Origin of the sequence: Streptomyces canus 299MFChir4.1 (assembly GCF_000383615.1) — a bacterium.
Taxonomy (GTDB): Bacteria; Actinomycetota; Actinomycetes; order Streptomycetales; family Streptomycetaceae; genus Streptomyces; species Streptomyces canus_C.
Window position 1 is genome coordinate 715,943 of sequence record NZ_KB911583.1, and the last position, 23,311, is coordinate 739,253.

The 23,311-nt window shown below is 71.1% G+C and carries 19 protein-coding genes; 13 read left to right on the top strand and 6 right to left on the bottom strand.

All coding sequences use genetic code 11. The annotated features are described in order from the left end of the window. Positions 1-136: 136 nt before the first annotated feature. On the bottom strand, positions 137-1,036 hold the full coding sequence (locus H293_RS0107370) for an N-acetylglucosamine kinase (RefSeq protein ID WP_020117238.1): 900 nt from the start codon (positions 1,034-1,036) through the stop codon (positions 137-139). 309 nt (positions 1,037-1,345) lie between these two features. Here H293_RS0107370 and H293_RS0107375 point away from each other — a divergent pair, with 309 nt between their 5' ends. From H293_RS0107375 to H293_RS0107400, 6 genes are all read left to right on the top strand, one after another. Beyond that, a complete protein-coding gene (locus tag H293_RS0107375; RefSeq protein ID WP_106968277.1) occupies positions 1,346-2,467 on the top strand; it encodes an ROK family protein in 1,122 nt (373 codons plus the stop codon). A 276-nt stretch (positions 2,468-2,743) separates the two neighbouring features. Beyond that, positions 2,744-4,066 (top strand): ABC transporter substrate-binding protein, encoded by a 1,323-nt coding sequence (locus H293_RS0107380; RefSeq protein WP_020117240.1) that lies wholly within the window; start codon positions 2,744-2,746, stop codon positions 4,064-4,066. A 125-nt stretch (positions 4,067-4,191) separates the two neighbouring features. Then, on the top strand, positions 4,192-5,112 hold the full coding sequence (locus H293_RS0107385) for a carbohydrate ABC transporter permease (protein WP_028807636.1): 921 nt from the start codon (positions 4,192-4,194) through the stop codon (positions 5,110-5,112). Then, positions 5,109-6,011 (top strand): carbohydrate ABC transporter permease, encoded by a 903-nt coding sequence (locus tag H293_RS0107390; protein ID WP_020117242.1) that lies wholly within the window; start codon positions 5,109-5,111, stop codon positions 6,009-6,011. Before H293_RS0107385 ends, H293_RS0107390 begins: the two co-directional genes overlap by 4 nt. 2 nt (positions 6,012-6,013) lie before the next feature. After that, positions 6,014-7,720 carry a hypothetical protein gene (locus tag H293_RS0107395; protein WP_020117243.1) on the top strand — a complete coding sequence of 569 codons (1,707 nt, stop codon included), beginning with the start codon at positions 6,014-6,016 and terminating at the stop codon, positions 7,718-7,720. A 13-nt stretch (positions 7,721-7,733) separates the two neighbouring features. After that, entirely contained in the window at positions 7,734-9,566 is a 1,833-nt protein-coding gene (locus H293_RS0107400) for a hypothetical protein (protein ID WP_020117244.1), read from the top strand. A 39-nt stretch (positions 9,567-9,605) separates the two neighbouring features. On the opposite strand, the gene H293_RS0107405 is transcribed toward H293_RS0107400, so the two are convergent. Continuing rightward, a complete protein-coding gene (locus H293_RS0107405) occupies positions 9,606-10,262 on the bottom strand; it encodes a nucleoside/nucleotide kinase family protein (RefSeq protein WP_020117245.1) in 657 nt (218 codons plus the stop codon). A gap of 76 nt (positions 10,263-10,338) precedes the next feature. Between H293_RS0107405 and H293_RS0107410 the strand changes: the two genes are divergently transcribed. The 5 genes from H293_RS0107410 (at position 10,339) to nicT (ending at position 16,890) form a co-directional block, all read left to right on the top strand. Further along, positions 10,339-10,743: a YybH family protein gene (locus H293_RS0107410; protein WP_020117246.1), complete on the top strand. Its 405-nt coding sequence runs from the start codon at positions 10,339-10,341 to the stop codon at positions 10,741-10,743. Positions 10,744-10,786: 43 nt separating this feature from the next. Further along, entirely contained in the window at positions 10,787-11,524 is a 738-nt protein-coding gene (locus H293_RS0107415; RefSeq protein ID WP_020117247.1) for a beta-phosphoglucomutase family hydrolase, read from the top strand. Continuing rightward, the gene (locus H293_RS0107420; RefSeq protein WP_020117248.1) at positions 11,521-13,875 is read left to right on the top strand and encodes a glycoside hydrolase family 65 protein; all 2,355 of its coding nucleotides are present in this window, start codon (positions 11,521-11,523) and stop codon (positions 13,873-13,875) included. The genes H293_RS0107415 and H293_RS0107420 overlap by 4 nt, the downstream gene beginning before the upstream one ends. Before the next feature lie 132 nt (positions 13,876-14,007). Further along, complete coding sequence (locus tag H293_RS0107425; protein WP_028807637.1) at positions 14,008-15,495, top strand: membrane protein; 1,488 nt, start codon at positions 14,008-14,010, stop codon at positions 15,493-15,495. A gap of 222 nt (positions 15,496-15,717) precedes the next feature. Then, positions 15,718-16,890: a Nickel transporter NicT gene (nicT, locus tag H293_RS0107435; protein ID WP_028807638.1), complete on the top strand. Its 1,173-nt coding sequence runs from the start codon at positions 15,718-15,720 to the stop codon at positions 16,888-16,890. A gap of 55 nt (positions 16,891-16,945) precedes the next feature. On the opposite strand, the gene H293_RS0107440 is transcribed toward nicT, so the two are convergent. Beyond that, positions 16,946-17,905 (bottom strand): hypothetical protein, encoded by a 960-nt coding sequence (locus H293_RS0107440; protein ID WP_020117252.1) that lies wholly within the window; start codon positions 17,903-17,905, stop codon positions 16,946-16,948. A gap of 11 nt (positions 17,906-17,916) precedes the next feature. Then, positions 17,917-19,389, bottom strand: coding sequence for an APC family permease (locus tag H293_RS0107445; RefSeq protein ID WP_020117253.1), 1,473 nt, complete (start codon positions 19,387-19,389; stop codon positions 17,917-17,919). A 354-nt stretch (positions 19,390-19,743) separates the two neighbouring features. On the opposite strand from H293_RS0107445, the gene H293_RS0107450 reads away from it, so the two are divergent. Further along, positions 19,744-20,229, top strand: coding sequence for a DUF5709 domain-containing protein (locus H293_RS0107450; RefSeq protein WP_020117254.1), 486 nt, complete (start codon positions 19,744-19,746; stop codon positions 20,227-20,229). Between the two features lie 6 nt (positions 20,230-20,235). On the opposite strand, the gene sthA is transcribed toward H293_RS0107450, so the two are convergent. Continuing rightward, on the bottom strand, positions 20,236-21,639 hold the full coding sequence (gene sthA, locus H293_RS0107455; protein ID WP_020117255.1) for a Si-specific NAD(P)(+) transhydrogenase: 1,404 nt from the start codon (positions 21,637-21,639) through the stop codon (positions 20,236-20,238). 170 nt (positions 21,640-21,809) lie between these two features. Here sthA and H293_RS0107460 point away from each other — a divergent pair, with 170 nt between their 5' ends. Beyond that, positions 21,810-22,949, top strand: a complete 1,140-nt coding sequence (locus H293_RS0107460; RefSeq protein WP_020117256.1) for a sulfite oxidase — start codon at positions 21,810-21,812, stop codon at positions 22,947-22,949. 95 nt (positions 22,950-23,044) lie between these two features. Here H293_RS0107460 and H293_RS0107465 read toward each other — a convergent pair whose 3' ends face one another. Beyond that, on the bottom strand, positions 23,045-23,251 hold the full coding sequence (locus tag H293_RS0107465) for a hypothetical protein (protein WP_020117257.1): 207 nt from the start codon (positions 23,249-23,251) through the stop codon (positions 23,045-23,047). Positions 23,252-23,311: the final 60 nt, after the last annotated feature.

A 23,311-nucleotide genomic window follows, 5' to 3' on the forward strand; every position in this document is an offset into this window, starting at 1 on the left:
CGGCCGGGGAGCTGGTGCGGGTGTGACTCATGATGCGCGGGACGACGCGTGGGTCGAATGCGCTTTCTGAAAGTCGTGAGCGTAGATCTACTGGCGAGTCATGTCGGACCGGAGGAGACTCGGCGGCCGGCGGATGTCACAGAAGTGAACGGGCCATCGCCACCGCGCCGTCCACCGGAGGCGCCCGCAGGGGACGCGGTCGTGCCGTCGGTACGCCGTCCGCGAGCGCCGACACGAACGCGTCGTACAGCGAAGGCTGGGCGAGGACGGTACTGCCCGCGACCACGACGTCGTCGACCACCACCCCGCGGGCGGCGAGCCGTTCGACGAGCGCGGCCAGGGCGCGGCCCGCCTCGGCGATCACGGTGCGGGCGAGCGGGGATCCGGCCTCGGCGGCGGTGAACACGGCCGGGGCGTGCCGGCCCCAGTCGGCGGAGGCGGCCGTGGCGTACTCCAGCGCGGCGCCGAGCGCGGGTACGTCCGGGACGTCGAACCCGGACAGCAGACCGAGCGCCAGCGCGTCGGGCTCCTCGCCGCGGTCGTGCGCCGCCCATACGGCTCGGACGGCCTCGCGGACCAGGCCCGCGGCGCCGCCCTCGTCGCCGAGGAGCGCGCCCCAGCCGCCGACCTGGACCGGTGTGCCGTCGGCGAACCGGCCCACGGCGACCGAACCGGTGCCGGCGACCAGGCCGACCCCCTTGTCCAGTCCCGCCGCGGGAACGAGCAGTTCGGCGTCGCCCACGACCAGTGCGGGCGCGTCGAAGTGCGGTTGGAGAGCGGTGCGGATCTGCGCACACTGGCGCGGGGTCTCGCAGGCGTGGCCGCCGACGGCGAGGGCGGACGGGCGGGCGCCCGCCGGAAGCGCGTCGGCGGCCAGCGCGGCCAGCCAGCCGGCGGCGGCCACCGGGTCGTGGGGCCGCCAGCCGCTGCTGGACCGGACGTGATCGGCGACTGGGGTGTCGCCCGCGACCGCGCGCAGCTGCGTCTTGGTGCCGCCCACGTCGATGCCGACAACCAGGGGTGCGGTGTCCTGCACGGAACCTCTTTCGTCGTTGCGCTGTGTGCTGCGACGGTGGGCGAACCGTGTCTGAGGGCAAGGCAGTTGAAGCATTAGCGAAGCCCCGGGACGGGCCTCTGACGGACCACGGCAGGCGAGTACCGTGACGTTCGTTAGGAAGTTAACTAACGAAGTACAGTGCCTGTCAATAGGCGTCCCGCACCTGACTTCCCGGGCTCCCCGTCCCGGGCGGGAACGCAGGACGCCGGAGCAACCCGACGCCGCCTCCCGCCGAGCCGCTCGGCCCGGGAGAGCGGCCTGTGACCTGGGGGAAGTGTGGAACACGACGTGGCAAGAGCCCCCCGTCTGACCGAGAGCGCCAGCGCGGTGTTCGCGGTGCTGGCCCAGGCCGGCACCGCGACCCGGCCGCAGCTGGCGAGCCTCGCGCGCCTGTCCAAGCCGACCGTCTCCTCCGCCGTCGCCGAACTGGAGGGCGTCCATCTCGCGGCCCACTCGGGCACCTCCTCCGGCGGTACGGGCCGCAGCGCCGCCGTGTACCGCCTCGGCCCGGCCGCGGGCGCCGTGCTCGCCGTCGATCTCGGCCCCGCCCTCACCCGGGTGCGCGGCTGCGCCCTCGACGGCACCCTGCTCGCCGAGGCCACCGGACCCCGGGACGACGCCGCCGACGTGGTGCGCGACGCCCTGTCCGCGCTGCCCGCCGACGCCCCGCTGCGCACCATCGTGGTGGCCGTCGGTGACGTCACCCCGCCGCAGCGCATGCGCCCCGCCACGGCCAAGGCCGGACCCGTCTTCGACGCGGTGACCGTCGCGCTGCCACCCGGAGTCCCCGTCCACCTGGAGAACAACGTCAACTGCGCAGCCCTCGCCGAACTGCACGAGGGCGCGGCCCGCGGCCGTCACACCTTCGGCTACCTGCGGATCGGCGTCGGTATCGGTCTCGGCATCGTCGTGGGAGGACAGGTGCTGGCCGGGGCCAACGGCGCCGCCGGAGAGCTCGCCAGACTGCCCTACCCCTGGGACGACGACCTGGAGCCCCGGCACGAGGCCCTGGAGGAGTACATCGGGTCCCGCTCCCTGCTGCGCCGGGCCGCCGAGGCCTGGCCGGAATCCGACGGCGCCCGCCCTCGTACCGCCGAGCAGCTCTTCACCCTCGCCGGACAGGGCAGCGCCGCGGCCGACGCGGTCGTCGCCAGACACGCCGTGGACGTGGGCCGGCTGGCCGCCGCCGTGACCGCGGTACTGGACCCGGGACTCCTCGTGCTGGGCGGCAGTACCGGCGCGTATCCGCAGCTCCTGCCCGGTGTGCGGGCCGAGCTGGAGCGGCTCAGCTGGCCCACCGAGGTGGTCAGCAGCCAGGTCGGTGATCTCGGTACCGTCGTGGGCGCCGCCCGCCTCGCGGTGGCGAGAGGAGTCCAAACCGTGACCGAGGCGGCGCGGACGAAGGATTGACGGGTTCGGACTCGGTCTGCCAATGTCCGGACAAGCGCTTTCTAAGTCGGCCGGGACGCCGGCTTGGGCGAGCGTCCCGCCCGTACTCGACGTACGGCAACCACACGAGGGCGTGCCCGTGTGGTGGCGGCCACAGCGGCCGGGGACCCTTGCCCGCCAGGATGACGCGGCCGGGCGAGGCCGCGCCCTCGGAAAGCAAACCTCCTGCAAACTGCACCAGTGCCGCCAAGATCGGCGCCGTGCTCCGTCCCCTACGACGAAAAAAAGGGATCGAAGATGACCACTGTGGGTGTGCGGCGCTCTCGCCGTCTCGGCCGCGGCGGCACGCGCCGCCTGGTTTCCCTCGCTGCCGCTCTCACGGCAGGTGCTCTGACGCTCACCGCCTGCGGCGGGGACGGCGGCTCCGGCGGGACCTCCAAGTCCCTGACGTTCTGGATCTCCACGGTTCCGGGGCAGGACGCGGGCTGGAAGAAGATGGTGGCGCAGTACAAGAAGGAAACCGGCGTCAACCTCAAGCTCGTCAACATCCCCTACGACGGCTACACCACGAAGCTGCACAACGCGGCGCAGGCGAACTCCCTGCCCGACGTGGCGGCCGTGCCGGCGCTGGACCCGATCTGGTCGAGCAAGCTGCTCGACCTCGGCTCCATCGCCAACAAGAAGAGCAACAACATCAACGCCAACTTCCTGGCGAAGGACTCGTCCGGGAAGGTGCTGTCCATCCCCTCGGACGTCACGGCGTCCGGTCTGTTCATCAACAAGTCGCTGTTCGAGAAGGCCGGTGTCTCCTTCCCGACCGAGCCGTCGAAGACCTGGACCTGGACCGACTTCATCGCCGCGGCCAACAAGGTCCGTGAGAAGACCGGCGCCAAGTACTCCCTGACCTTCGACCAGTCGCCTTCCCGACTGCGCGCCATGGTGTACGAGATGGGCGGCAAGTACGTCCACGCCGACGACTCCGGCAAGTTCTCCGTGGACGCGGCGACCAAGAAGGCCGTGAACACCTTCGTCGGATGGAACGACGACAAGACCATGCCGAAGTCGGTGTGGACGAGCGGCGCCGACCCGTCCGCCATGTTCCAGAGCGGTGACGTGGTCGCCTACTGGTCCGGCGTGTGGCAGGTCGCCTCCTTCGCGGACAGCATCAAGAAGTTCGAGTGGGCGAGCGTCCCGACCCCCGCCCAGCCGGTGCAGGCCAGTGACGTCAACAGCGGCGGCATGGTGGTGGGCTTCAACAACAACGGCGACGCGTCCAAGGCCGCGACGAAGTTCCTGTCCTGGCTGTACGAGCCGGCCCACTACAAGGCCCTGTGCGAGGCGTCCGGGTTCCTGCCGGTCGAGAGCGGTCTGAACCCGACGTACCCCTTCAAGTCCGATGCGGCGCAGGCGGCGTTCAAGCTCTACAACCAGGAGATCCCGCTCTACGCCCCGATCTCCGGCTACTTCAACAACGCGCAGACGGAGTGGGTGCTGAAGGGCAAGAGCATCACCGAGGACCCGACCAAGACGGAGCTCGGCAAGGCGATCAACGGCCAGCAGTCGGCCGACAAGGCCCTGCAGAACATCGTGGACGGCTACAACCAGCAGGTCGGCGGCTGATCACAGGCCCCAAGCGCCCGGGCGGCGGCGTCCCGACCCCGCCGCCCGGCCCCGGCCGACCACGTGATGCCGGGCTCACGGCCTGAGCCCACCGCAATCCCTTCCACCAGCACGGAGTCAGGAAGATGACAAAACGCGCCTCGGACGTGTCTGTGAGCCCGCCGAGTCCGCCCAGGAGACGCAGTAAGTACACCCTTGCGCCGCTCGTCCTCATCGCGGCCAACGTCGTGCTCTTCGCGCTGTTCTTCGTCTGGCCGGCGGTGATCGGGCTCGTCTACTCCTTCACGAACTACACGGGCGTGGGGGTGTTCCAGTGGGTCGGGCTGGACAACTACCAGAACCTGTTCGGGGACTCCACGTTCTACGACGCGCTGACCCGGACCCTGCTGTACACCGTCCTCTTCGTCCCGCTGAACTTCGTGGTCTCGCTGCTCGCCGCCAACCTGGTGGTGAGCAAGCACGCCAAGGGCGGGTCGGTCGCCCGTGTCGTCTTCTTCATCCCGTGGCTGCTGTCGCCCATCGTCGTCGGTGTCCTGTGGCGGTGGATGTTCGGCGAGAACTTCGGACTGGTCAACTACGTCATCGAGAAGTTCGGCGGAGACGCCGTTCCGTGGCAGTCGAACGCGGACCTCTCGTTGCTCGTGGTGGTGATGGCGGCGGCCTGGGCCTGGACCGGTTTCACGATGCTGCTGTTCATCGCTGCGATCAAGAACGTCCCCGTGTCGTACTACGAGGCCGCCTCGCTCGACGGCGCCGGTCCCTGGCGCCAGTTCTTCAGCATCACCCTGCCGAGCATCGCGCCCACCTCGTTCATCGTCATCCTGCTCAACACGATCAACTCGATGAAGGAGTACCCGGTGTTCGTCGCCCTCAACAACGGCGGACCCGGCACCTCGAACAACCTGCTCGTCCAGTACATCTACGAGACCGGCTTCAAGCGGGGCCAGATCGGCTACGCGAGTGCCGCGTCGTTCGTGCTCATGCTCATCCTGATGGCCGTCGCGGTCGTCCAGCTGATGGTCAACCGGCGGGTGGAGAACCGATGACAACCACAGACATCCCGCGCCCGGCCGACGTCGGCTCCGGACGGAGCGTGTCCAAGAAGCGGCCCCGCAAAACGGCCACCGGAGGGCTCCGGCAGGCGGTGTCCGCGACGACACTGCTGTGGATCATGGCGTGCCTGTACGGGTTCCCGGTGCTGTGGTTCGTCCTCAGCTCCTTCAAGCCGGCCAGCGACCTGTTCTCCTATCCGCTGACGCTGGTCCCGCACAACCCCACCCTGTCCGGATTCAGGGCAGCGTGGGACAGCGCCAACTTCTCCCAGTACTTCATCAACACGGCCCTCGTGTGCGTGATCACGACGATCCTCACGGTGGGAGTCAGCTGCTGCACCGGGTACGCGCTGGCCAAGTACGACAACAGATGGCTCAAGGCGTTCTTCCTCTGCATGCTGGCCACCACGATGCTGCCGGGCGAGGTCATGCTCGCCCCCGAGTTCCTGGTGGTCCGCAACCTCGGCCTCTACAACTCCTTCGCCGGCATCATCCTCCCGGCCGTGCTCACCGCGACCGGATGCTTCATGTTCCGCCAGTTCTTCCTGACGGTTCCCGACGAACTCGTGGAAGCCGCACGCATCGACGGCGCCAAGGAGCTGTCGATCTTCCTGCGGATCATGGTGCCGCTCTCCCGGCCCATCATGCTGACCCTCGCCATCCTGTCCTTCCAGTGGCGGTGGAACGACTACATCTGGCCGCTGCTGATGCTCAACGACCCCAACAAGTTCACCGTGCAGATCGGCATCCAGAGCATCGTCGGCGCGCAGAACATCAACTGGTCGGTCCTGCTGGGCGCGTCGGTCATCTCCATGATCCCGCTGATCGCGATCTTCCTGGTCTTCCAGCGCTATGTGATGGGCGCCGACATCAACGCCGGACTGAAGGACTGACCTTGCCCTCCCCGCTCGACCACGCGTTCGTCCGCGCAGCGGCGCTCGCCGCCGACAGGTCGGCAACCCTGCTCGCGGCCGACCCGTCGACGGAATTCATCGGGCCGCACCGTGCCCTGGCCCGGCGGGTGAAGACCCTGGTCGCGGCGTACCTCTCGCCGGAGTCGGCCCTGCACGGCAGCGAGCGGGCCGTCGCCGCCGCGCTGACCCATCTCCGTGCCCTGCGGTCCCTGCAGACGGCCTCCGGCCTCTTCGCGGGCGGCGACAACGCGCAGTCGCCGCCGGACTCCGCGTTCACCGTCAACGACGTGTGCGACACGCACGTCCTCGCCGCGGGCGCGGGGCCGGAACTGGCTGACGTCACGGCGGCGCTCGCCGACATCGCGGGCGCCGCCACCGTCCCGCTCCTGACCGGCGGGGTGCACACCCCGAACCACCGCTGGGAGCTGAGCGCGGCCCTGGCCCGGCTACACCGGTCCTTCCCCGACGACCGGCTGCTCGCCCGCGCCGAGGAGTGGCTCGCCGAGGGCGTCGACATCGACGCGGAGGGCCTCTACTCCGAACGCAGCGCCGTCTACGCGTCCATCGTGGCCAATCCGTCGCTGCTGCTCCTCGCCGACGTACTCGACCGTGCCGATCTGCGGGACGTCGTCGAACGGAACCTCGCCGCGACGCTGGACCTCATCAGGCCGGACGGCACGGTGGAGACCGTCCACTCGCGCCGCCAGGACCAGAGGCTCTCGTTCGCGCTCTGGCCCTACCTGCCGCACTACCGGCTGCTCGCGATCCGCACCGGCCGGGGCGACTTCGCCCGCGCGGCCCGCCTGGCGGCCGCCGACGGCATCGACGACCCCGACCTGCTCGCCCAGACCCTCCTCACCCCGGATCTGTGCCGCGCCCTGCCGGCCCCGGACGCGGAGCAGCTCCCCCGCCACCGGTACCTCCCCACCGCACGTCTCGCCGCACACGTCTCGGCCACCGCGCACACCGTGGTGTACGGCGGCTCCGACGTGCCCGAACACCGGCGCATCCGCTCGGGCCTCGCCTGCAACCCCACCTTCCTGCGCCTATTCGCCGGTGCCGCCGTCCTCGACGCGGTCCGCCTCTCGCGGGTGTTCTTCGACCTGGGCCCGTTCCGTGCCGCAGACATGGAACAGCTCGCCGACAACCGGTACCGGCTCACCCAGACCCTCACCACCGCCTACTACCAGCCGCTCCCGAAGGACCGGAGGCGTGACGACGGCGCCTACCCTCTGGTGGACGAGGGCCGCTTCTCCGCGGCGATGGCCTTCCCCGACCGCCCTCAGGACGAGATCTCCCACACGACCCGGGTCGAGGTCGATCTGCGGGAGGACGGGGCCGACCTTCGGATCGACATCAGCGGCCCGCCGGTGCCCTGGGCCCTCGAACTGACCTTCCGGCCGGGCGGCGAGCCGCAGGGCGCCGTACCGCTCGGCGACGGAAGCTGGTGTCTGACGTCCGAGCCGTTGACCTACCGCGTCGGCGACGACGAGATCCGGGTCGAGGCCGCCGTCGAGACGGGCGAACCGCTCGCCGGACCGGACCGGAGCGACGTACTGCGCTACGACCCCGGGCAGGACTACACCGTGGTCGGCGGCACCGACGCTACGACCGGAAACCGCGTCTACCTAGGTGGGCACGGGCCGCAGACACTGACCCTCACACTGCGTGCCACCTCCCAGGCATGAAGGGCTGATCTCCTTGCACCTCCCACGCCAGCTCGCGCCGCTGCACGACCTGCCGGACACCCCGGAGGCCTACGACGCCGTCCTCGCCGACGTCACCGAGCAGGCCCTCGCCCGCCTCACCCCCGAGGGCAACCTCGAACACCCCGACTGCGACGACGACATCGGCGACACCTCCCTCGGCATCACCTCGCTGCTCGCCCACGCCTGGCAGCGCGGCAAGGACCCGAGGCTGCCGGAGGCCGTCGCCCGCAGCCTCGCCTTCCACCTGCGCGAGCGGGTGTACACCGACGACAACCCGGGCTATCCGAACCTGAGGGTGCGCGACTCCGGTCTGCCGTACGCCCGTTACACCCTGGCCCCCGGCGCCCACCCCATCGGCGACTGGCCCAGCACGGTGTGGGCGCTGCTCCAGGCGGTCAACGTGCTGGACGCGGCGGAGGGACTCGTCGACGACGACCAGCGGGCCGAACTCCTCGACGTGGCCCGCGGTTACTGGCGCTGGCTGACCGAGGCCACCTTCTTCAACCCGCAGGAAGCCGGCAACCAGGCGATCGGCTGTGTGGTCGGCGGCCTGATGCTGGCGAACCATCTGCCGGACGGGGAAGGGGAGTCGGTCCGCGAGCGGGCGCTCCGGCTGTACACCGAGGAGATCCGCGCCCACCGGGTCCGCGACCGGGGCGCGCTGCTGCCGCCCGAGCACGGCGGGGCGTACGACAACAACTACGGCCCGATCTCCCTGTCCTTCCTCGCCCAGGCCCACCGGATCAGCGGTGAGGAGATGTTCGCCGAGGACGGCGACACGCTGGCCCGCTACCTCGACGCCCGGCTGACCAACGGCGGCTTCGACAACGGCGGCCCGCGCTACAGCGAGCAGCACTCCGCCTTCGAGTCGGTCCTCGGCCTGCGCTACTTCGGCGCCCGGATCGGCGCCGACCTCGGCCGCTACCGGGCCGACAGCCGCTGGGCCCGGCACGCGGTCAAGGAGGACGGCGGGGTGGACGGTCACTTCGCCTGGATGCTGGTCTGGCAGAGCCAGGACACCTCGCGCTGGCACCGGGAGCCGTCCACGGCCACCGCCCGCCACCAACTGCGCGCGGGCAAGGTCTCGGTGGCCTTCGACTCGAAGATGACTCCCGCGGTCGTCGAGGCGGCGGGCACCTACTACCTGCCGGCGGCCGTCAACCGCCAGCACGGCTTCGGCCCCGTCGTCGACGGCTTCCTGCTGTGCCGCCCCATGGGCGAGGTCCGGGTCCGTGACGTGCGCTCCGACGGCCTCACGGCCAAGCTCGTCACCAAGCCCGTCGTCGGCCGTGACCACGTCCTGCGCCACCTCCAGTCACTGTACGTCACCGACGGCACCAGCCTGTGGACCACGGTGACCGTGGAACGCCTCCCCGGCACGCCCTACCTGCTGGCCGGCCTGCCCTACGCCGAGGACGACGGCGACCGGGTGCGCCGCACGGCCGAGGGCGAGGTGACCTCCGTGGGCGCCCTGCGGCTGACGCACCCCGAGGCGGAGGGCGTCGACCACTTCGACGCCCGCTCGGAGACGACCCAGGAGCAGGCCGCCTTCGCCCTGGCCGCCGACCCGCGGGGCTACGGCAACCCCGACGAAGGCTGGCGCCACCTGGTCAGTTCCACGGCCCTGGAGGCGGGCCCCGTCCCGGACGCACCGGGCGACCTGCACGCCTTCGCCGTCCGCTACGGCCCCGGAGCGGTCCTGACAGCGGCCTTCGCGCGCGACGGCGCCGGACTGACGGTACGCACCGAGGCGTTCACGGCGAGGATCGGCGACCTGGCGGGCGACGCCCACGGCGAGCCGGAACTGACGTTGTCCGCCCGCTGACGCAGGAGGGAGGGGGCGCGAGGGGGGCGCCCTCCTGCCTCACACGTCCACGCGCGGCAGTGCCGACACCGGCACCACGAGGTCGGCCCGGTCCCGGGTCGCCGCCACCAACTCCGCGTTGCGCTGGTCCGAGCGCAGCACCCACGCCACCGCCTCCTCGTGGGTCTTTCCGAACTCCTCGTGCCGGGCGACCAGTCTGCGCACCCGCGCGTCCTCGTCGATTGCGCAGAACCACACCTCGTCCAGGGCCGAACGGACCCGCCTCCACGCGCCGGTGTCGAACAGCAGGTAGTTCCCCTCGGTGACTACCAGACGGGCCGTCGGCGGCACCGGGATCGCCCCGGCGACCGGCTGCTCCAGGACCCGCTCGAACCCGGGCGCGTACACGGTGTCCTCGTCCGTCTCCTCGCGCAGCCGCCGCAGCAGGGCCGCGTACCCCGCCGCGTCGAAGGTCTCGGGCGCCCCTTTGCGGTCGCGCAGACCGAGCCGGTCCAGTTCCGCGTCGGCGAGGTGGAAGCCGTCCATGGGGACGTGCGCCACCCAGGGCTCGCCCGGACCGTTCAGGACCCGCACCAGATGCTCGGCGAGGGTCGTCTTGCCCGCGCCGGGGCTGCCGGAAATACCCAGGATGGCCCGTCCCTCGTGCTGGGCGAGGGAGCGAGCGCGGGTCACGAGGTCGTCGAAGGTCAGCGGCACACGCCGAGTCTGCCATTCGGCGACGGCGGGTCGGCCAGGCACCCTGGATGAGGAAGGGGGAGAAAGGAGGGCAGCCGTGCCCCATGACTCCGACGACGAGGCGCGGATCCGCGCCCTCGTCACCGCGTGGGCCGCGGCCGTCCACCGCGGCGACCTCGCCGGCGTGAGCGCGGACCACGCCCAGGACATCGTGATGTTCGACGTGGCGTCGCCCCATCACGGCATCCGGGGCCTCGCCGCGTACCGTGCGGCCTGGCCGCCGCTCTTCGCGTGGCAGGCCCAGGGCGCCTGCTTCGACATCGAGTCCCTGCACATCACCGCGGGCACCGATGTCGCCTACGCGCACGCCCTGGTGCGCTGCGCCACCCCGCAGGAACTCGCCGCCCACCCCGGTTTCCGGCTCAGGCTCACCTTCGGTCTGCGCAAGGAGCGCGGCCGCTGGCTGGTGTCTCACGAGCACCACTCCTTTCCGCACGACTGAATCCGTCTGTTGACACGGCGCCTGGCAGGGAACGGGGTTCTGTATGACGGAGCTCGGTCTGCCAGAAGAGATCAAGGCCTGCCTGTTCGACCTCGACGGGGTCGTCACCAGGACGGCCGTCGTACACGCGGCCGCGTGGAAGGAGATGTTCGACGCGTTCCTGCGCGAACGCGAGGGCGGACACTTCCGGCCCTTCGACGACCACGACTACGACGAGTACGTCGACGGCCTGCCGCGGGCCGACGGTGTGCGCGCCTTCCTCGCCTCCCGCGGCATCGACCTGCCGGACGGGGACCCGGACGATCCACCTGGCGCGGAGACGGTCCACGGCCTCGGCAACCGCAAGAACGCCCTCGTCCTGGAGAAGATCCGCACGGACGGCGTCGAGGCATACGACGACACCCTGACCTACATCCGCGCGGCCCGCGCCCGGGGTCTGCGCACCGCGATCGTCTCCTCCAGCGCCAACTGCCGTGACGTACTGCGCGCGATCGACGCCGAGGACCTCTTCGACGTACGCGTCGACGGTGTGGTCGCGGCCGAGCGCGGGCTGCCCGGCAAGCCGCACCCCGACACGTTCCTCGCCGCCGCCCACGACCTGGGCCTCGACGCAGCGCGGTCCGCGGTCTTCGAGGACGCCCTCGCCGGCATGGACGCGGGCCGTGCCGGAGGCTTCGGATACGTCGTCGGCCTCGACCGCGTCGGACAGACCGACGCCCTGTACGAGCACGGCGCGGACATCGTCGTGAAGGGCCTCGCCGAGCTGGGGGGACAGGCGTGATCACCCACCGCTCCTACACCGTCGAGCCCTGGGCCGTCCGCGAGACCTCCCTGAACCTCGACGTCCTGGCCCAGAGCGAGTCCGTGTTCGCCCTGTCCAACGGCCATGTCGGCTGGCGCGGCAACCTCGACGAGGGCGAACCGCACGGCCTGCCCGGCTCCTACCTCAACGGCGTCCACGAACTGCACCCGCTGCCGTACGCCGAGGCCGGTTACGGCTATCCGGAGTCCGGCCAGAGCGTCATCGACGTCACCAACGGCAAGATCCTGCGGCTCCTCGTCGACGACGAGCCCTTCGACCTGCGCTACGGCACTCTGGTGGCCCATGAACGCACCCTGGACCTGCGCCGGGGCGTCCTGGAGCGGTGCTGCGAGTGGATCTCGCCGGCCGGCTCGCGGATAAGGGTGCGCTCGACCCGGCTCGTCTCGCTCACCCAGCGGGCGGTCGCCGCCGTGGCCTACGAGGTCGAGCCCGTCGACAGCCGTATCCGGGTGGTGATCCAGTCCGAACTCGTCACCAACGAGAGCCTGCCCGGACCGAACGGCGACCCGCGCGCCTCCAAGGCCCTCAAGTCGCCGCTGGAGCACGAGGAGGGCTTCGCCGACGGTACCCGGCTGCGCCTGGTGCACCGCACCCGGCAGAGCGGACTGCGGGTCGCCGTGGCCGCCGACCATGTGATCGAAGGGCCCGAACGCACCACCACGAGCAGCGAGGAGACCGTGGACCTCGCCCGGCTGACCGTCACCTCCGTCCTGGAGCCCGGGCAGCGGCTGCGCGTGGAGAAGCTGGTCGCCCACGGCTGGTCCGGGGCGCGCTCCCGGCCCGCGATGAGCGACCAGGTCGACGCGGCCCTGGCGGCCGCCGCCCACAGCGGCTGGGACGGCCTCCTGGACGAACAGCGCGGCTACCTCGACGACTTCTGGGCCCGCGCCGATGTCGAGGTCGACGGCGACGAGGAGATCCAGCAGGCGGTCCGCTTCGCCCTCTTCCACGTGCTCCAGGCGGGCGCCCGCGCGGAGCAACGAGCCATTCCGGCCAAGGGACTTACCGGTTCCGGTTATGACGGGCACGCCTTCTGGGACACGGAGACCTTCGTGCTGCCCCTGCTCACCTACACCGAGCCCCGGGCCGTGGCCGAGGCCCTGCGCTGGCGGCAGAAGACACTGCCCGCCGCCCGCGAGCGGGCCGTACAACTCGGCCTGAGCGGTGCCGCGTTTCCGTGGCGGACCATCGAGGGCTCGGAGGGCTCGGCGTACTGGCCCGCCGGCACGGCCGCCTTCCACGTCAACGCCGCCGTCGCGGACGCCGTGGTGCGCTACACCGAGGCCACCGGCGACACGGACTTCGAACGGGACACCGGCGTCGAACTCCTCGTGGAGACGGCCCGGTTGTGGCGCTCGCTCGGCCACCACGACCACCACGGCGTCTTCCACATCGACGGCGTCACCGGCCCCGACGAGTACAGCGCGGTCGCCGACGACAACACGTACACCAACCTCATGGCCCGCGCGAACCTCCTCGCGGCCGCCGACGTCTGCGCCCGGCATCCGGAGCGGGCCGCCGCGCTCGGCGTCGACGACGAGGAGAGCGCCGCCTGGCGGGACGCCGCCGAGGCCGTGCACATCCCCTACAACGACGAACTCGGCGTGCACGAACAGCACGCGGGCTTCACCCGCTACCAGCGGTGGGACTTCGCCGCCACCCGCGCCGACCAGTACCCGCTGATGCTGCACTTCCCCTACTTCGACATCTACCGCAAGCAGGTCGTCAAGCAGGCGGACCTGGTGCTGGCGATGTACCTGTGCAGCGGCTGGTTCGAGGAGTTCCACGACGAGGAGCAGATCGCCCGCAACTTCGCCTACTACGAGCCCCTGACCGTACGGGACTCCTCCCTGTCGGCCTGCGTCCAGGCGGTCGTCGCCGCCCGCGCGGGACACCTGTCCCTCGCCTACGCCTACACCGCCGAGGCGGCCCTGATGGACCTCGCCGACCTGGAGAACAACACCCGCGACGGGCTCCACATCGCCTCCCTCGCGGGCACCTGGACGGCTCTCGTCGCCGGGTTCGGCGGTCTGCGCCGCGACGGCGAATCCCTCCGCTTCGCGCCCCGTCTGCCCGAGCGGTTCAGCCGCCTCGCCTTCAACCTCCAGCTCATGGGCCGCTGTCTGCGCGTGGAGATCGGTCCGGACAAGGCGACGTACACCCTGATGGCCGGTGAGCCTCTGACGATCCGCCACCACGGCACCGCGCTCACCGTGAACGGGGACGGTCCCGTCGTCCGCCCCGTCCCGGCACCAAGGGACCGCCCGGCCCCGAGCCAGCCCCCGCACCGGGCCCCGCACGCCCGCTGACCCGGACGGGCGACCCGGACAGGCGCCGCTTGGCCGAACTCCGCCCCTCACTCCCTCCTGCCGCGGGTTACGTTGTCCGAGCCTTTGTGGATCGGACCAAGTCCCCGTGGCACACGGGGTGAGGGGTGGACGATGGCCCGCGGCGACAGTGCCCTGCTCGTAGGAGGCAACCGGCGAACACCGCCGGTTGCCTCCGACCGTGCCCGGCGAGTTCGGGGCCACTGGCCCTCGGCGGCGGTGGCCGCCGCCTTCACCCTGGCCCAACTCGTCCTCGTCCGCCCCGGCATGGGCCTCGGCTGGGACGAGACCGTGTACGTCAGCCAGGTCGGTGCGCAGGCTCCGGCCGCCTTCTTCAGCGCGCCGCGCGCCCGCGGTGTGTCCCTTCTGGTGGCGCCGATCGCGAGCTGGTCGACCTCGACGGAACTCCTGCGCGTCTATCTCGCCGTGCTGTCCGGCCTCGGCCTCCACCTGGCCCTGCGCGCCTGGCGCGGTCTCTTCCCGGCCCGCGTCCTCGCCGTCGGCGGCGCCCTGTTCGCGTCCCTGTGGATCACTCTCTTCTACGGCCCGCAGGCCATGCCCAACTACTGGGTGGCCGTCGGCGGGCTGGCCGCGGTCGGCTGCTTCTTACGGGCCCGCGAGAACCCGAGGGCCCTGTGGGGAGTCGTGGCGGGTGCCGCGCTCATGGCGTGGATGCGGCCCACCGACGCCGTGTGGGTCACCCTCCCGCTGCTCGTGGCCTCCGCCGTCCGCCGCCGCCCACGATTCGCCCTCGCTCTCGTCTCGGGACTCGTGGCGGGCGGCGCGCAGTGGGTGATCGAGGCGTACGTCAGCTACGGCGGTCTGGTCGAACGCCTGCACGAGGGCTCCCGTATCCAGGGCGGCCTCGGCCCGCAGTTCGCCGTCGACGACCAGCTGCGCAGCCTGGCCGGCCGCGCCCTGTGCCGACCCTGCACCGGGCCGCTGCCGGACCCCGCCGTCATGGCCTGGTGGGCGGTCCTCCCGCTGCTGGCCGCCGTCGGACTGGTGGTCGCCGTCCGCGCCGGGCGCACCCGGGCCAGCCTCGTCCCGCTGGCCTGCGCCGCCACGGCCGCCGTGCCCTATCTCTTCCTCATCGGGTACGCGGCCCCACGCTTCCTGCTGCCCGCCTACGCCCTGCTCGCGATCCCGGTCGCCGACGCGCTGTTCCACCTCGCGACCACCCCCGCCGGGCGGTGGCGCCCGGTCGCCGCGGTGCTGCTCGCGATCGGGTTGACGGGCCACCTGGCGGTGCAGTTCGCCGTGCTGGAGCGCACGGTGAACCGCACCACGGGCCACCACCGCGACTGGGCCCGCACCGCGGCCGAGCTGCACCGCCTCGGGGTGCGCCCGCCCTGTCTGCTCACCGGCCATCTGTCGGTTCCCGTCGCGTACTACGCCGGGTGCACCTCCGCGGCGGCACGGGGCCCCAACACCAACAGCTCCGAGTCCGGGATCGTCGGGGCGTCCCGCCGTATGCCCGTCGGCGTCCTCACCCGGCATGGCGGTGCGCCGCCCGCCTACGCCCGCGACTGGCCCACCGTGCCGGCCGCCGGGATGGACCTCCACGTGGCGCCGAACGTGAGCGCACACGGGCCGGGATGACGGCCGAGCGGACCGCCGTCGCCTCCGCGGTGCTCGGCCGGCGGCTGCCGACCGTGTCGCTGGCCCTGCTTCCCGGCGGCCCGATGTCCTGCTGACAGGGCACTTTCCCCAGTCGTGGGAAAGACCTGCCACTGCCTTTACTGCACATGACTTGCAGGTACCGCAGGATGGCACAAGGCTGTTGATCGCGGCCGTAGCCCCCGCAGAAGGATTCTCCGCCCGATGACGGCCGCCCCTGACCCCGCTCCGCCCCTCCTCCCCGCCACCGTCCCCGCGAGGGGCTCGGTATGGCACCGCGTCCGTGGCTCCATGACGCGGCAGGAGTGGGTCAGGGCGGGCGGCATGGCCGCGGTCGTGCTGGCGCTGCACGTGATCGGCTGGTTCGTCCTCGTCGCGATCGTCGCCCCCCACCACTACGGGGTCGGCGAGAAGTCCTTCGGAATCGGCATCGGCGTGACCGCCTACACGCTCGGGATGCGGCACGCCTTCGACGCCGACCACATCGCGGCCATCGACAACACCACGCGCAAGCTGATGGGGGAGGGGCAGCGGCCGCTGTCGGTGGGATTCTGGTTCTCGCTCGGCCACTCCAGCGTGGTCTTCGTCCTGGCGCTGCTGCTCTCGCTCGGCGTGAAGGCCCTCGCGGGACCGGTGCGCGACGACGACTCCCGCCTCCATGACGTGACCGCGTTGATCGGTACGACCGTCTCGGGCGCGTTCCTCTATCTGATCGCCGCGGTCAACCTGGTCGTCCTGGTGGGCATCTGGAAGGTGTTCCGGCGGATGCGCTCCGGCCGCTACGACGAGGCCGCGCTGGAGGAGCAGCTGAACAACCGCGGGTTCATGAACCGCCTGCTCGGCCGTGTCATGAAGTCGATCACCAAGCCCTGGCAGATGTACCCGCTGGGTCTGTTGTTCGGCCTGGGCTTCGACACGGCGACGGAGATCGCGTTGCTGGTCCTGGCCGGGTCGGGCGCGGCCTCGGGACTGCCCTGGTACGCGATCCTCACCCTGCCCGTCCTCTTCGCCGCCGGCATGTCCCTGCTCGACACGATCGACGGCTCCTTCATGAACTTCGCCTACGGCTGGGCGTTCTCCAAGCCGGTCCGCAAGGTCTACTACAACCTCACGATCACCGGCCTGTCGGTCGCGGTGGCCCTCCTGATCGGCACGGCCGAACTCCTGGGCCTGCTCGCCGACAGGCTCGGCCTCCGCGGCCCCTTCTGGGACTGGATCAGCGGCCTCGACCTCAACCTCCTGGGCTTCGTCATCGTGGGCCTGTTCTTCGCCACGTGGATCGTCGCCCTGGTGGTGTGGAAGGTCGGCCGGATCGAGGAGAAGTGGACGGCGGGGATGGCGGCCCGGACATCGACGGAACAGGCAAGCACGCCTTGACCATTCCAAAGTGTCACCGCGACAACTACGCCCCGCCGTGCCCGTGCCCGCCGGCTCACACCCGCACCCTGAACTCCTTGCGCCATTTGCTGAACTCCTGCTCCGGTTCCCCGGTGTAGGACCACGGCGTACGGGTGCCCCGGCGGTCCAGCAACCGCAGGAGGGGCACGGCGACCTCCGCGAGGCCCGCGTGGCAGGCCGCATGGGTCAGGTAGTTGAGGTCGCGGAGCTCGCCGGGGGCCACCGTCTGGTCGGCGCGGCCGACGATCCAGCGCTGCCAGGTGCGCCGTACGTCACTGATGGCCCCGTCGTTCTTCCAGTGCTGCCCGAGCCCCACGGACGTGCGGCGGTCCTCGGCCGCGTCCGTCGCCGTCCGGTACTCCTCGACCCGCGCGTACTGCACCAGCACCGGCAGTGCGGAACCCGGCGGGGCCACTCCGGCCGCGTCCCGGGCGAAGTCGTACATCAGGCCGTTCGAGCCGTGCCAGCGGGCCGAGTAGTAGTGCAGCACCTGGAGGTGGCCCTCGACGCTGTACGGATCGCGCCCGTGCAACTCGTCCCACCAGCGCCCCAGTTCCTGCCGCCGCACCCCGGCCGGGTACAGCCGTGCCACCGAGATCAGGGAGATCCAGGGCGTGGGGTCGTCCACGAACGCCTCCGACGCCTGGAGACAGGCCATCACCGCGGCGTCGACGCGCCGCTGGTCGATCGGCGCACCCCGGCCCGCGGCGATGGCCATGTTGAACGCCCTGGCGGTCTCGGTGGCCGCCCGCAGCACGAGGGCGTCCCCGTTGTGCGGCTCGGCCGCCAGCCATGACTCGACCGTCGAACTGCCCGCGCAGGCCTGGGCGAGCATCCGCACCCGGTGGCCCCGCGAGAGCCAGTCGGGCCCGGTGGCCCGCAGCAGTTCACGCAGGCCCTGCCAGCGGCCGATGACGATGTCCTGGCGGGCGCTGGTGAGCGGGACGTCCCCGCAGTCGGGATCGAATTCGGGGGCGAAACGGTCTCTCGCCATCGCACAACCCCTCAGAAGTCGGTGGGGAGACCCTCGTGGACGAGCGAGGGCCCGGCTGTCGCGCCGTCGGGCAGGTAGTCCGTCTCGACGGTACGGCTCGCGTCAAGCCGCGCCGGCCGGTAGTAGTCGCTGCCCTGCCTCCAGTACCAGAGCATCGGAACCAGTCCCACGGCCAGCCCGCCCACGCCGATCGCGATCGCGGCGGTGTTCAGCTCGCCCAGCGACTCGACGAAGATCCAGAACATGAACAGGGCGCCCAGCAGCGGCCACAGGCCGCCGAGCAGGAAGTCGGTGGGGGACTTCAGCAGCATCCTGCGGTACGCCACGACGACCGCGAGCCCGCTGAGGCCGTAGTAGACGGCGATCTGCAGACCGATCGCCGAGATCGCGTCGGAGAGGATGTCGCCCACCGAGCCCAGGGCGTTGGAGGCGATGAACATCATCAGCGCCACCGCGCCGACCACCACGATCGCCACCCACGGGGTGTTCCAGCGGCGGTGCACCTTGCCCAGCGCGGACGGCATCGTACGGTCCCGGCCCATCGCGAACAGCGAGCGCGTGACCTGGATCAGCGTGGTCTCCAGCGTGGCGATGGTCGACAGCATCACCGCGACGATCAGCAGCTTGCCGCCCCAGCCCGGCCAGACCTCCTCACCGAGGACGGCCAGCACGTTGGCGTCGTTGTCCTCGATCTGCCGCGAGGTCAGGATGACGTTCACCGCGATGGTGAACACCTCGAAGAGCAGGAAGACGATGCCGACGCCGATGAGGCCCGCGAGTCCCGTCGTACGGCGGCTGTTGCGGGTCTCCTCGCTCAGATTGCTGGTGACGTCCCAGCCCCAGTAGTAGAACGCGGCGATCAGCGCGCCCGAGGCGAAGCCCTGCATGCCGTCGAAGTGGCCGAAGCCCAGCCAGGACCACTCGAAGGCGCGGGCGTTGCCCGTGTGGAAGAGGGCGAGCACCGCGAACAGGGCCAGTATCGCCAGCTCCACACCCGACATGACGAGCTGGGCGCGCACGGTGAGCCGGGCGCCGCCGAGCACCACGAGCAGCATCAGCACGAACCAGGCCGCCCCCACGACCGTCGACAGCGCGGTGTTGTCCGCGAGGCCCTCGTCGAAGAGGGCCAGCGTCATCGAACCGGCGGGCAGCGAACCGGCCACCATGAAGATGGTCGCCGAGATCACCAGGGCCCAGCCGGAGACGAAGCCGAGAAAGGGGTGGAGCGTACGGCCCACCCAGGAGTAGCTGGCGCCCGCGTTCACGTCGATCCGGCTGAGATAGCTGAATGCGAGTGCGATGCCCAGCATGGGTATCGCGCAGTACAGCAGAGCCGCCGGACTGGCCAGGCCCACCGAGCCCACCAGGACCGCGGTGGTCGCGGCGATCGAGTACGCCGGCGCACTGCCCGCGACGGCCATCACCACCGTGTCGAAGGTACCGAGGGCGTTGGCCTGCAGCCCTCTGCCCCTGCTGATGCTCATGGTTGTGCTGCTTTCCGTAGGGCACGACGGACGGCGGAGGGGACCGTACGGCGCAAAGGGGGTGGGGGGTGGCTCCGCTCCGGACCGCGAGAGGGGTGGCCTCGGGCACGGGCGGTGAAGGGAGGGATCAAGGAGGTACGGAGGACCGTGCGGCCGCTGCGTGGACGACCGGTCACTCCGCGTGTGCGAGTGATGATAGCCGGATTCCTTGATCCTTCAAGATTAACTGGGGGGTAACCTTCCGGCTGTGGAATGTCTTACTCCGGCAGCCTTTTGAGGTTGGGGAGCGCATACGGGGAAACGCGGATCAGGACACCGCACGGAACCGTACGCGACGCGCGAGGGAGGCAGCCCATGGGCACCGAACCGACACCTGCCGAGCCGATGGCCGACGACGCCTACCAGCCCACCGGAACCAACGAGGAGCAGGAGGACGCGGCCCCGCTGGACCTCCAGGACGCCCTCGACGAACGGACCTACGACGACATGCTCGACGAGGGCTACTCGCCACCGGAGAAGCCGCTCGGCGTCACCAAGTACGGCACCACCGCCGCCGAACAGCACGAGGGCGAGAGCCTCGACCAGCGCCTCGCCCAGGAGGTCCCCGAGCCGGACGCGCCCGTCGGCGACGAGGTGGGCGACCTGCCGGGCGGCGAGGGCGAGCCCGTCGATCCGCAGGCCGGCACCGACCGCGCCGGACGCCTCGTCGCCCCCGACGAGGGAGCCCACCCCGACACCACGAAGGAAGAGGTCGCCACCGACGTGGGCATCGACGCGGGCGCGGCCGGCGCGGAGGAGGCCGCCGTGCACGTGATCGAGGACCACTCCGAGGCACCCTGACGGCGGTCAGTCCCCGATCCGGTCGATCTGGCGGAGTTTGTTGGTGGCGTCCAGGGCCGCGACCTTGTAGGACTCCGCGAGCGTCGGGTAGTTGAACACCGCGTCGACCAGGTAGTCGACCGTGCCGCCGCAGCCCATCACGGTCTGCCCGATGTGGATCAGTTCGGTGGCCCCGGTGCCGAAGCAGTGCACCCCGAGGAGGGTGCGGTCCTCGGGGGAGACCAGCAGTTTCAGCATGCCGTGGGAGTCTCCGATGATCTGGCCGCGGGCCAGCTCGCGGTACCGGGAGATGCCGACCTCGAAGGGCACGCTGTCCTCGGTGAGTTGGTCCTCGGTGCGTCCGACGAAGCTGATCTCCGGGATGGTGTAGATGCCGATGGGCTGCAGGTGGTGCATCTGCCCGACCGGCTCGCCGAAGGCGTGGTAGGCGGCCGACCTGCCCTGTTCCATGGCGGTCGCCGCCAGCGCCGGGAAGCCGATGACGTCTCCCACGGCGTAGATGTGCGGCACCTCGGTGCGGTAGTGCTCGTCGACCGTGATCCGGCCGCGCCGGTCGGCGGTCAACCCGGCCTTGTCCAGGTCGAGTTCGTCGGTCAGGCCCTGCCGGCCCGCCGAGTACATCACGGCGTCGGCCGGGATCTTCTTGCCGCTCTCCAGGATCGTCAGCGTGCCCCGGGGATGGCGCTCGACCGCGGCAACGATCTCACCGAACCGGAACGTCACCGCGAGGTCGCGCAGGTGGTACTTCAGAGCTTCGATGACCTCGACGTCGCAGATGTCGAGCATCCCGGGCCGCTTCTCGACGACCGTCACCTTGCTGCCGAGCGCGGCGAACATGGAGGCGTACTCCATCCCGATGACCCCGGCGCCGACGATGACCATGGAGCGCGGGACGCGTTCGAGGGCGAGGACGTTGTCGGAGTCCATGATCGTACGGCCGTCGAACTCCACACTGTCCGGCCGCGCCGGGCGGGTGCCGGTGGCGATGACGATGTTCTCCGCGCTGAGCAGCCGTTCGTGACCGGTGACCTCGCGCAGGGCGACGGTGTGCGGATCGACGAAACGGCCGGTGCCGGCGTGGAGGGAGATGTGGTTGCGGGAGAGCTGGCTGCGGATCACGTCGACCTCGCGGCCGACCACGTGCTGGGTGCGCGCGGTCAGATCGGAGACGGTGATGTCCTCCTTGAGCCGGTAGCTCTGGCCGTACAGGTCGCGCTGGGTGAGGCCGGTCAGGTACAGCACCGCCTCGCGCAGGGTCTTGGAGGGGATGGTGCCGGTGTGGATGGAGACCCCGCCGACCATGTCGGGGCGGTCGACGACGGCGACCCGGCGGCCGAGCTTGGCCGCGGCGATGGCGGCCTTCTGGCCACCCGGACCTGATCCGATGACAAGCATGTCGAAGTCGGGCACCCTCGGAAGTCTGGCAGTCGCGGGGCCTCTTTCGATAGGGCGGGCGGCAAACCGTTCGAACTCCGCAGCGGCTCGGAGCGCGGCCAGTTGCCGCCGGGCCGCCGGAAGCGGACCGCCGGAAATGTGCCGCAGACCGCGACAGCCTCGGCGGCCCGCGGGACAATACGGCCATGGGTCACCGACTCGCCGACACGAGCACCCCGGCCCGGCTCGCCGCCCCCGACGAGGGCATCGGCCGGGACGAACTGGCGCTCGCCGCCCGCAACCACGGCCTCCCGCTCGAAGCGATGCGCCACGACCTCACCCCGCCGGGCCTGCACTACGTCCTCACGCACTACGACATCCCGTACGTCCCCGAGGACACCCCCTGGCAACTCTCCGTCGGCGGCCGGGTCCGCCGTCCGCTCACTCTGGCCCTGGCCGACCTGCGGGCCCTTCCGCAGGTCACCACACGGGTCACGCTGGAATGTGCGGGCAACGGCCGGGCCCTGCTCACGCCCCGCCCGGTCAGCCAGCCCTGGCTGGTCGAGGCCGTCGGCACCGCCGAGTGGACCGGCGTACCGCTGCGACTGCTCCTCGCCGCGGCCGGGGTGGAGACCGGCGCCGTCGACGTGGTGTGCACCGGCGCCGACCACGGCGTGGAGCGCGGTGTCGAACAGGACTACCAGCGGGCCCTGCCGCTCGACGTGGCCACCGGCACCGAACCCGAGGTGCTGGTGGCCTACGAGATGAACGGCGCCCCGCTGCCGCCGCAGCACGGCCATCCGCTGAGGATCGTCGTGCCCGGCTGGTACGGCATGGCCCATGTGAAATGGCTGCGCGAGCTCACCGTCACCGACACGCCGTTCACCGGGTTCCAGCAGACCGTCGCCTACCGGCTCCGGCAGGACCCGGGGGACGAGGGCGAGCCGGTCACCCGGATCGCGCCGCGCGCCCTGCTCGTCCCGCCCGGATTCCCGGACTTCATGTCCCGGGCCCGCGTGGTCCGGCCCGGCACGGTGACGCTGGAAGGGCGGGCCTGGTCGGGGCGGGCGCCGGTGACCCGGGCCGAGGTGAGCACCGACGGGGGGCACTCCTGGCACGAGGCGGACCTCGAACCGGACACCGGTCACCGCTGGGCATGGCGGCGCTGGCACTTCAACTGGCGTGCGGAACCCGGGGAGTTCGTGCTCAGCGCACGGGCCACCGACGCCGAGGGACACACCCAGCCGCTGGAACAGCCCTGGAACCGGGGCGGATTCGCCAACAACCTCGTGCAGCGCGTCGACGTGGTCTGCCTGGACGAGGAGTTCACGGAGCCGGGGCGCTGAGGAGCCGCACGACGCCGTGGTCGCCGTGTCATGAGGGTGGGCGGCGTGTGCTGTGCGTGCTCGGCCGCCCTGGGACAGCCGACACCCGGTCGTGGTCAGGGCAGCAGCTTGTCGAGCGCTGCCGGGCCCTCCGCCGCCAGCTTGCGACGGGCCCATTCGAGACTCTGCGGGGTGATGTCCTTGCCCGAGGCAAGGACGACGTCCTCCGGCGACACTTCGGTGCCGGTACGGGCGTGGAGCAGGTCGTCCGGGGTGGCGCGGTCCTCGGACGGCCCGGACACGTCGGGCTGTGACGTCGGCATGAGTGCTCCTCGGATCCGGATCGCTGTGCGGGCCCGGTGGTGTCAACGGGTCTGGTATCA

What these genes read in the sequence shown, in the direction of transcription:
- H293_RS0107380 (WP_020117240.1), top strand. Translation starts at nt 2,744, where the DNA reads ATGACCACTGTGGGTGTGCGGCGCTCTCGCCGTCTCGGCCGCGGCGGC.
- H293_RS0107390 (WP_020117242.1), top strand. Translation starts at nt 5,109, where the DNA reads ATGACAACCACAGACATCCCGCGCCCGGCCGACGTCGGCTCCGGACGG.
- H293_RS0107465 (WP_020117257.1), bottom strand. Translation starts at nt 23,251, where the DNA reads ATGCCGACGTCACAGCCCGACGTGTCCGGGCCGTCCGAGGACCGCGCC.
- H293_RS0107445 (WP_020117253.1), bottom strand. Translation starts at nt 19,389, where the DNA reads ATGAGCATCAGCAGGGGCAGAGGGCTGCAGGCCAACGCCCTCGGTACC.
- H293_RS0107440 (WP_020117252.1), bottom strand. Translation starts at nt 17,905, where the DNA reads ATGGCGAGAGACCGTTTCGCCCCCGAATTCGATCCCGACTGCGGGGAC.
- H293_RS0107425 (WP_028807637.1), top strand. Translation starts at nt 14,008, where the DNA reads ATGGCCCGCGGCGACAGTGCCCTGCTCGTAGGAGGCAACCGGCGAACA.
- H293_RS0107415 (WP_020117247.1), top strand. Translation starts at nt 10,787, where the DNA reads ATGACGGAGCTCGGTCTGCCAGAAGAGATCAAGGCCTGCCTGTTCGAC.
- H293_RS0107450 (WP_020117254.1), top strand. Translation starts at nt 19,744, where the DNA reads ATGGGCACCGAACCGACACCTGCCGAGCCGATGGCCGACGACGCCTAC.
- nicT (WP_028807638.1), top strand. Translation starts at nt 15,718, where the DNA reads ATGACGGCCGCCCCTGACCCCGCTCCGCCCCTCCTCCCCGCCACCGTC.
- H293_RS0107460 (WP_020117256.1), top strand. Translation starts at nt 21,810, where the DNA reads ATGGGTCACCGACTCGCCGACACGAGCACCCCGGCCCGGCTCGCCGCC.
- H293_RS0107385 (WP_028807636.1), top strand. Translation starts at nt 4,192, where the DNA reads ATGACAAAACGCGCCTCGGACGTGTCTGTGAGCCCGCCGAGTCCGCCC.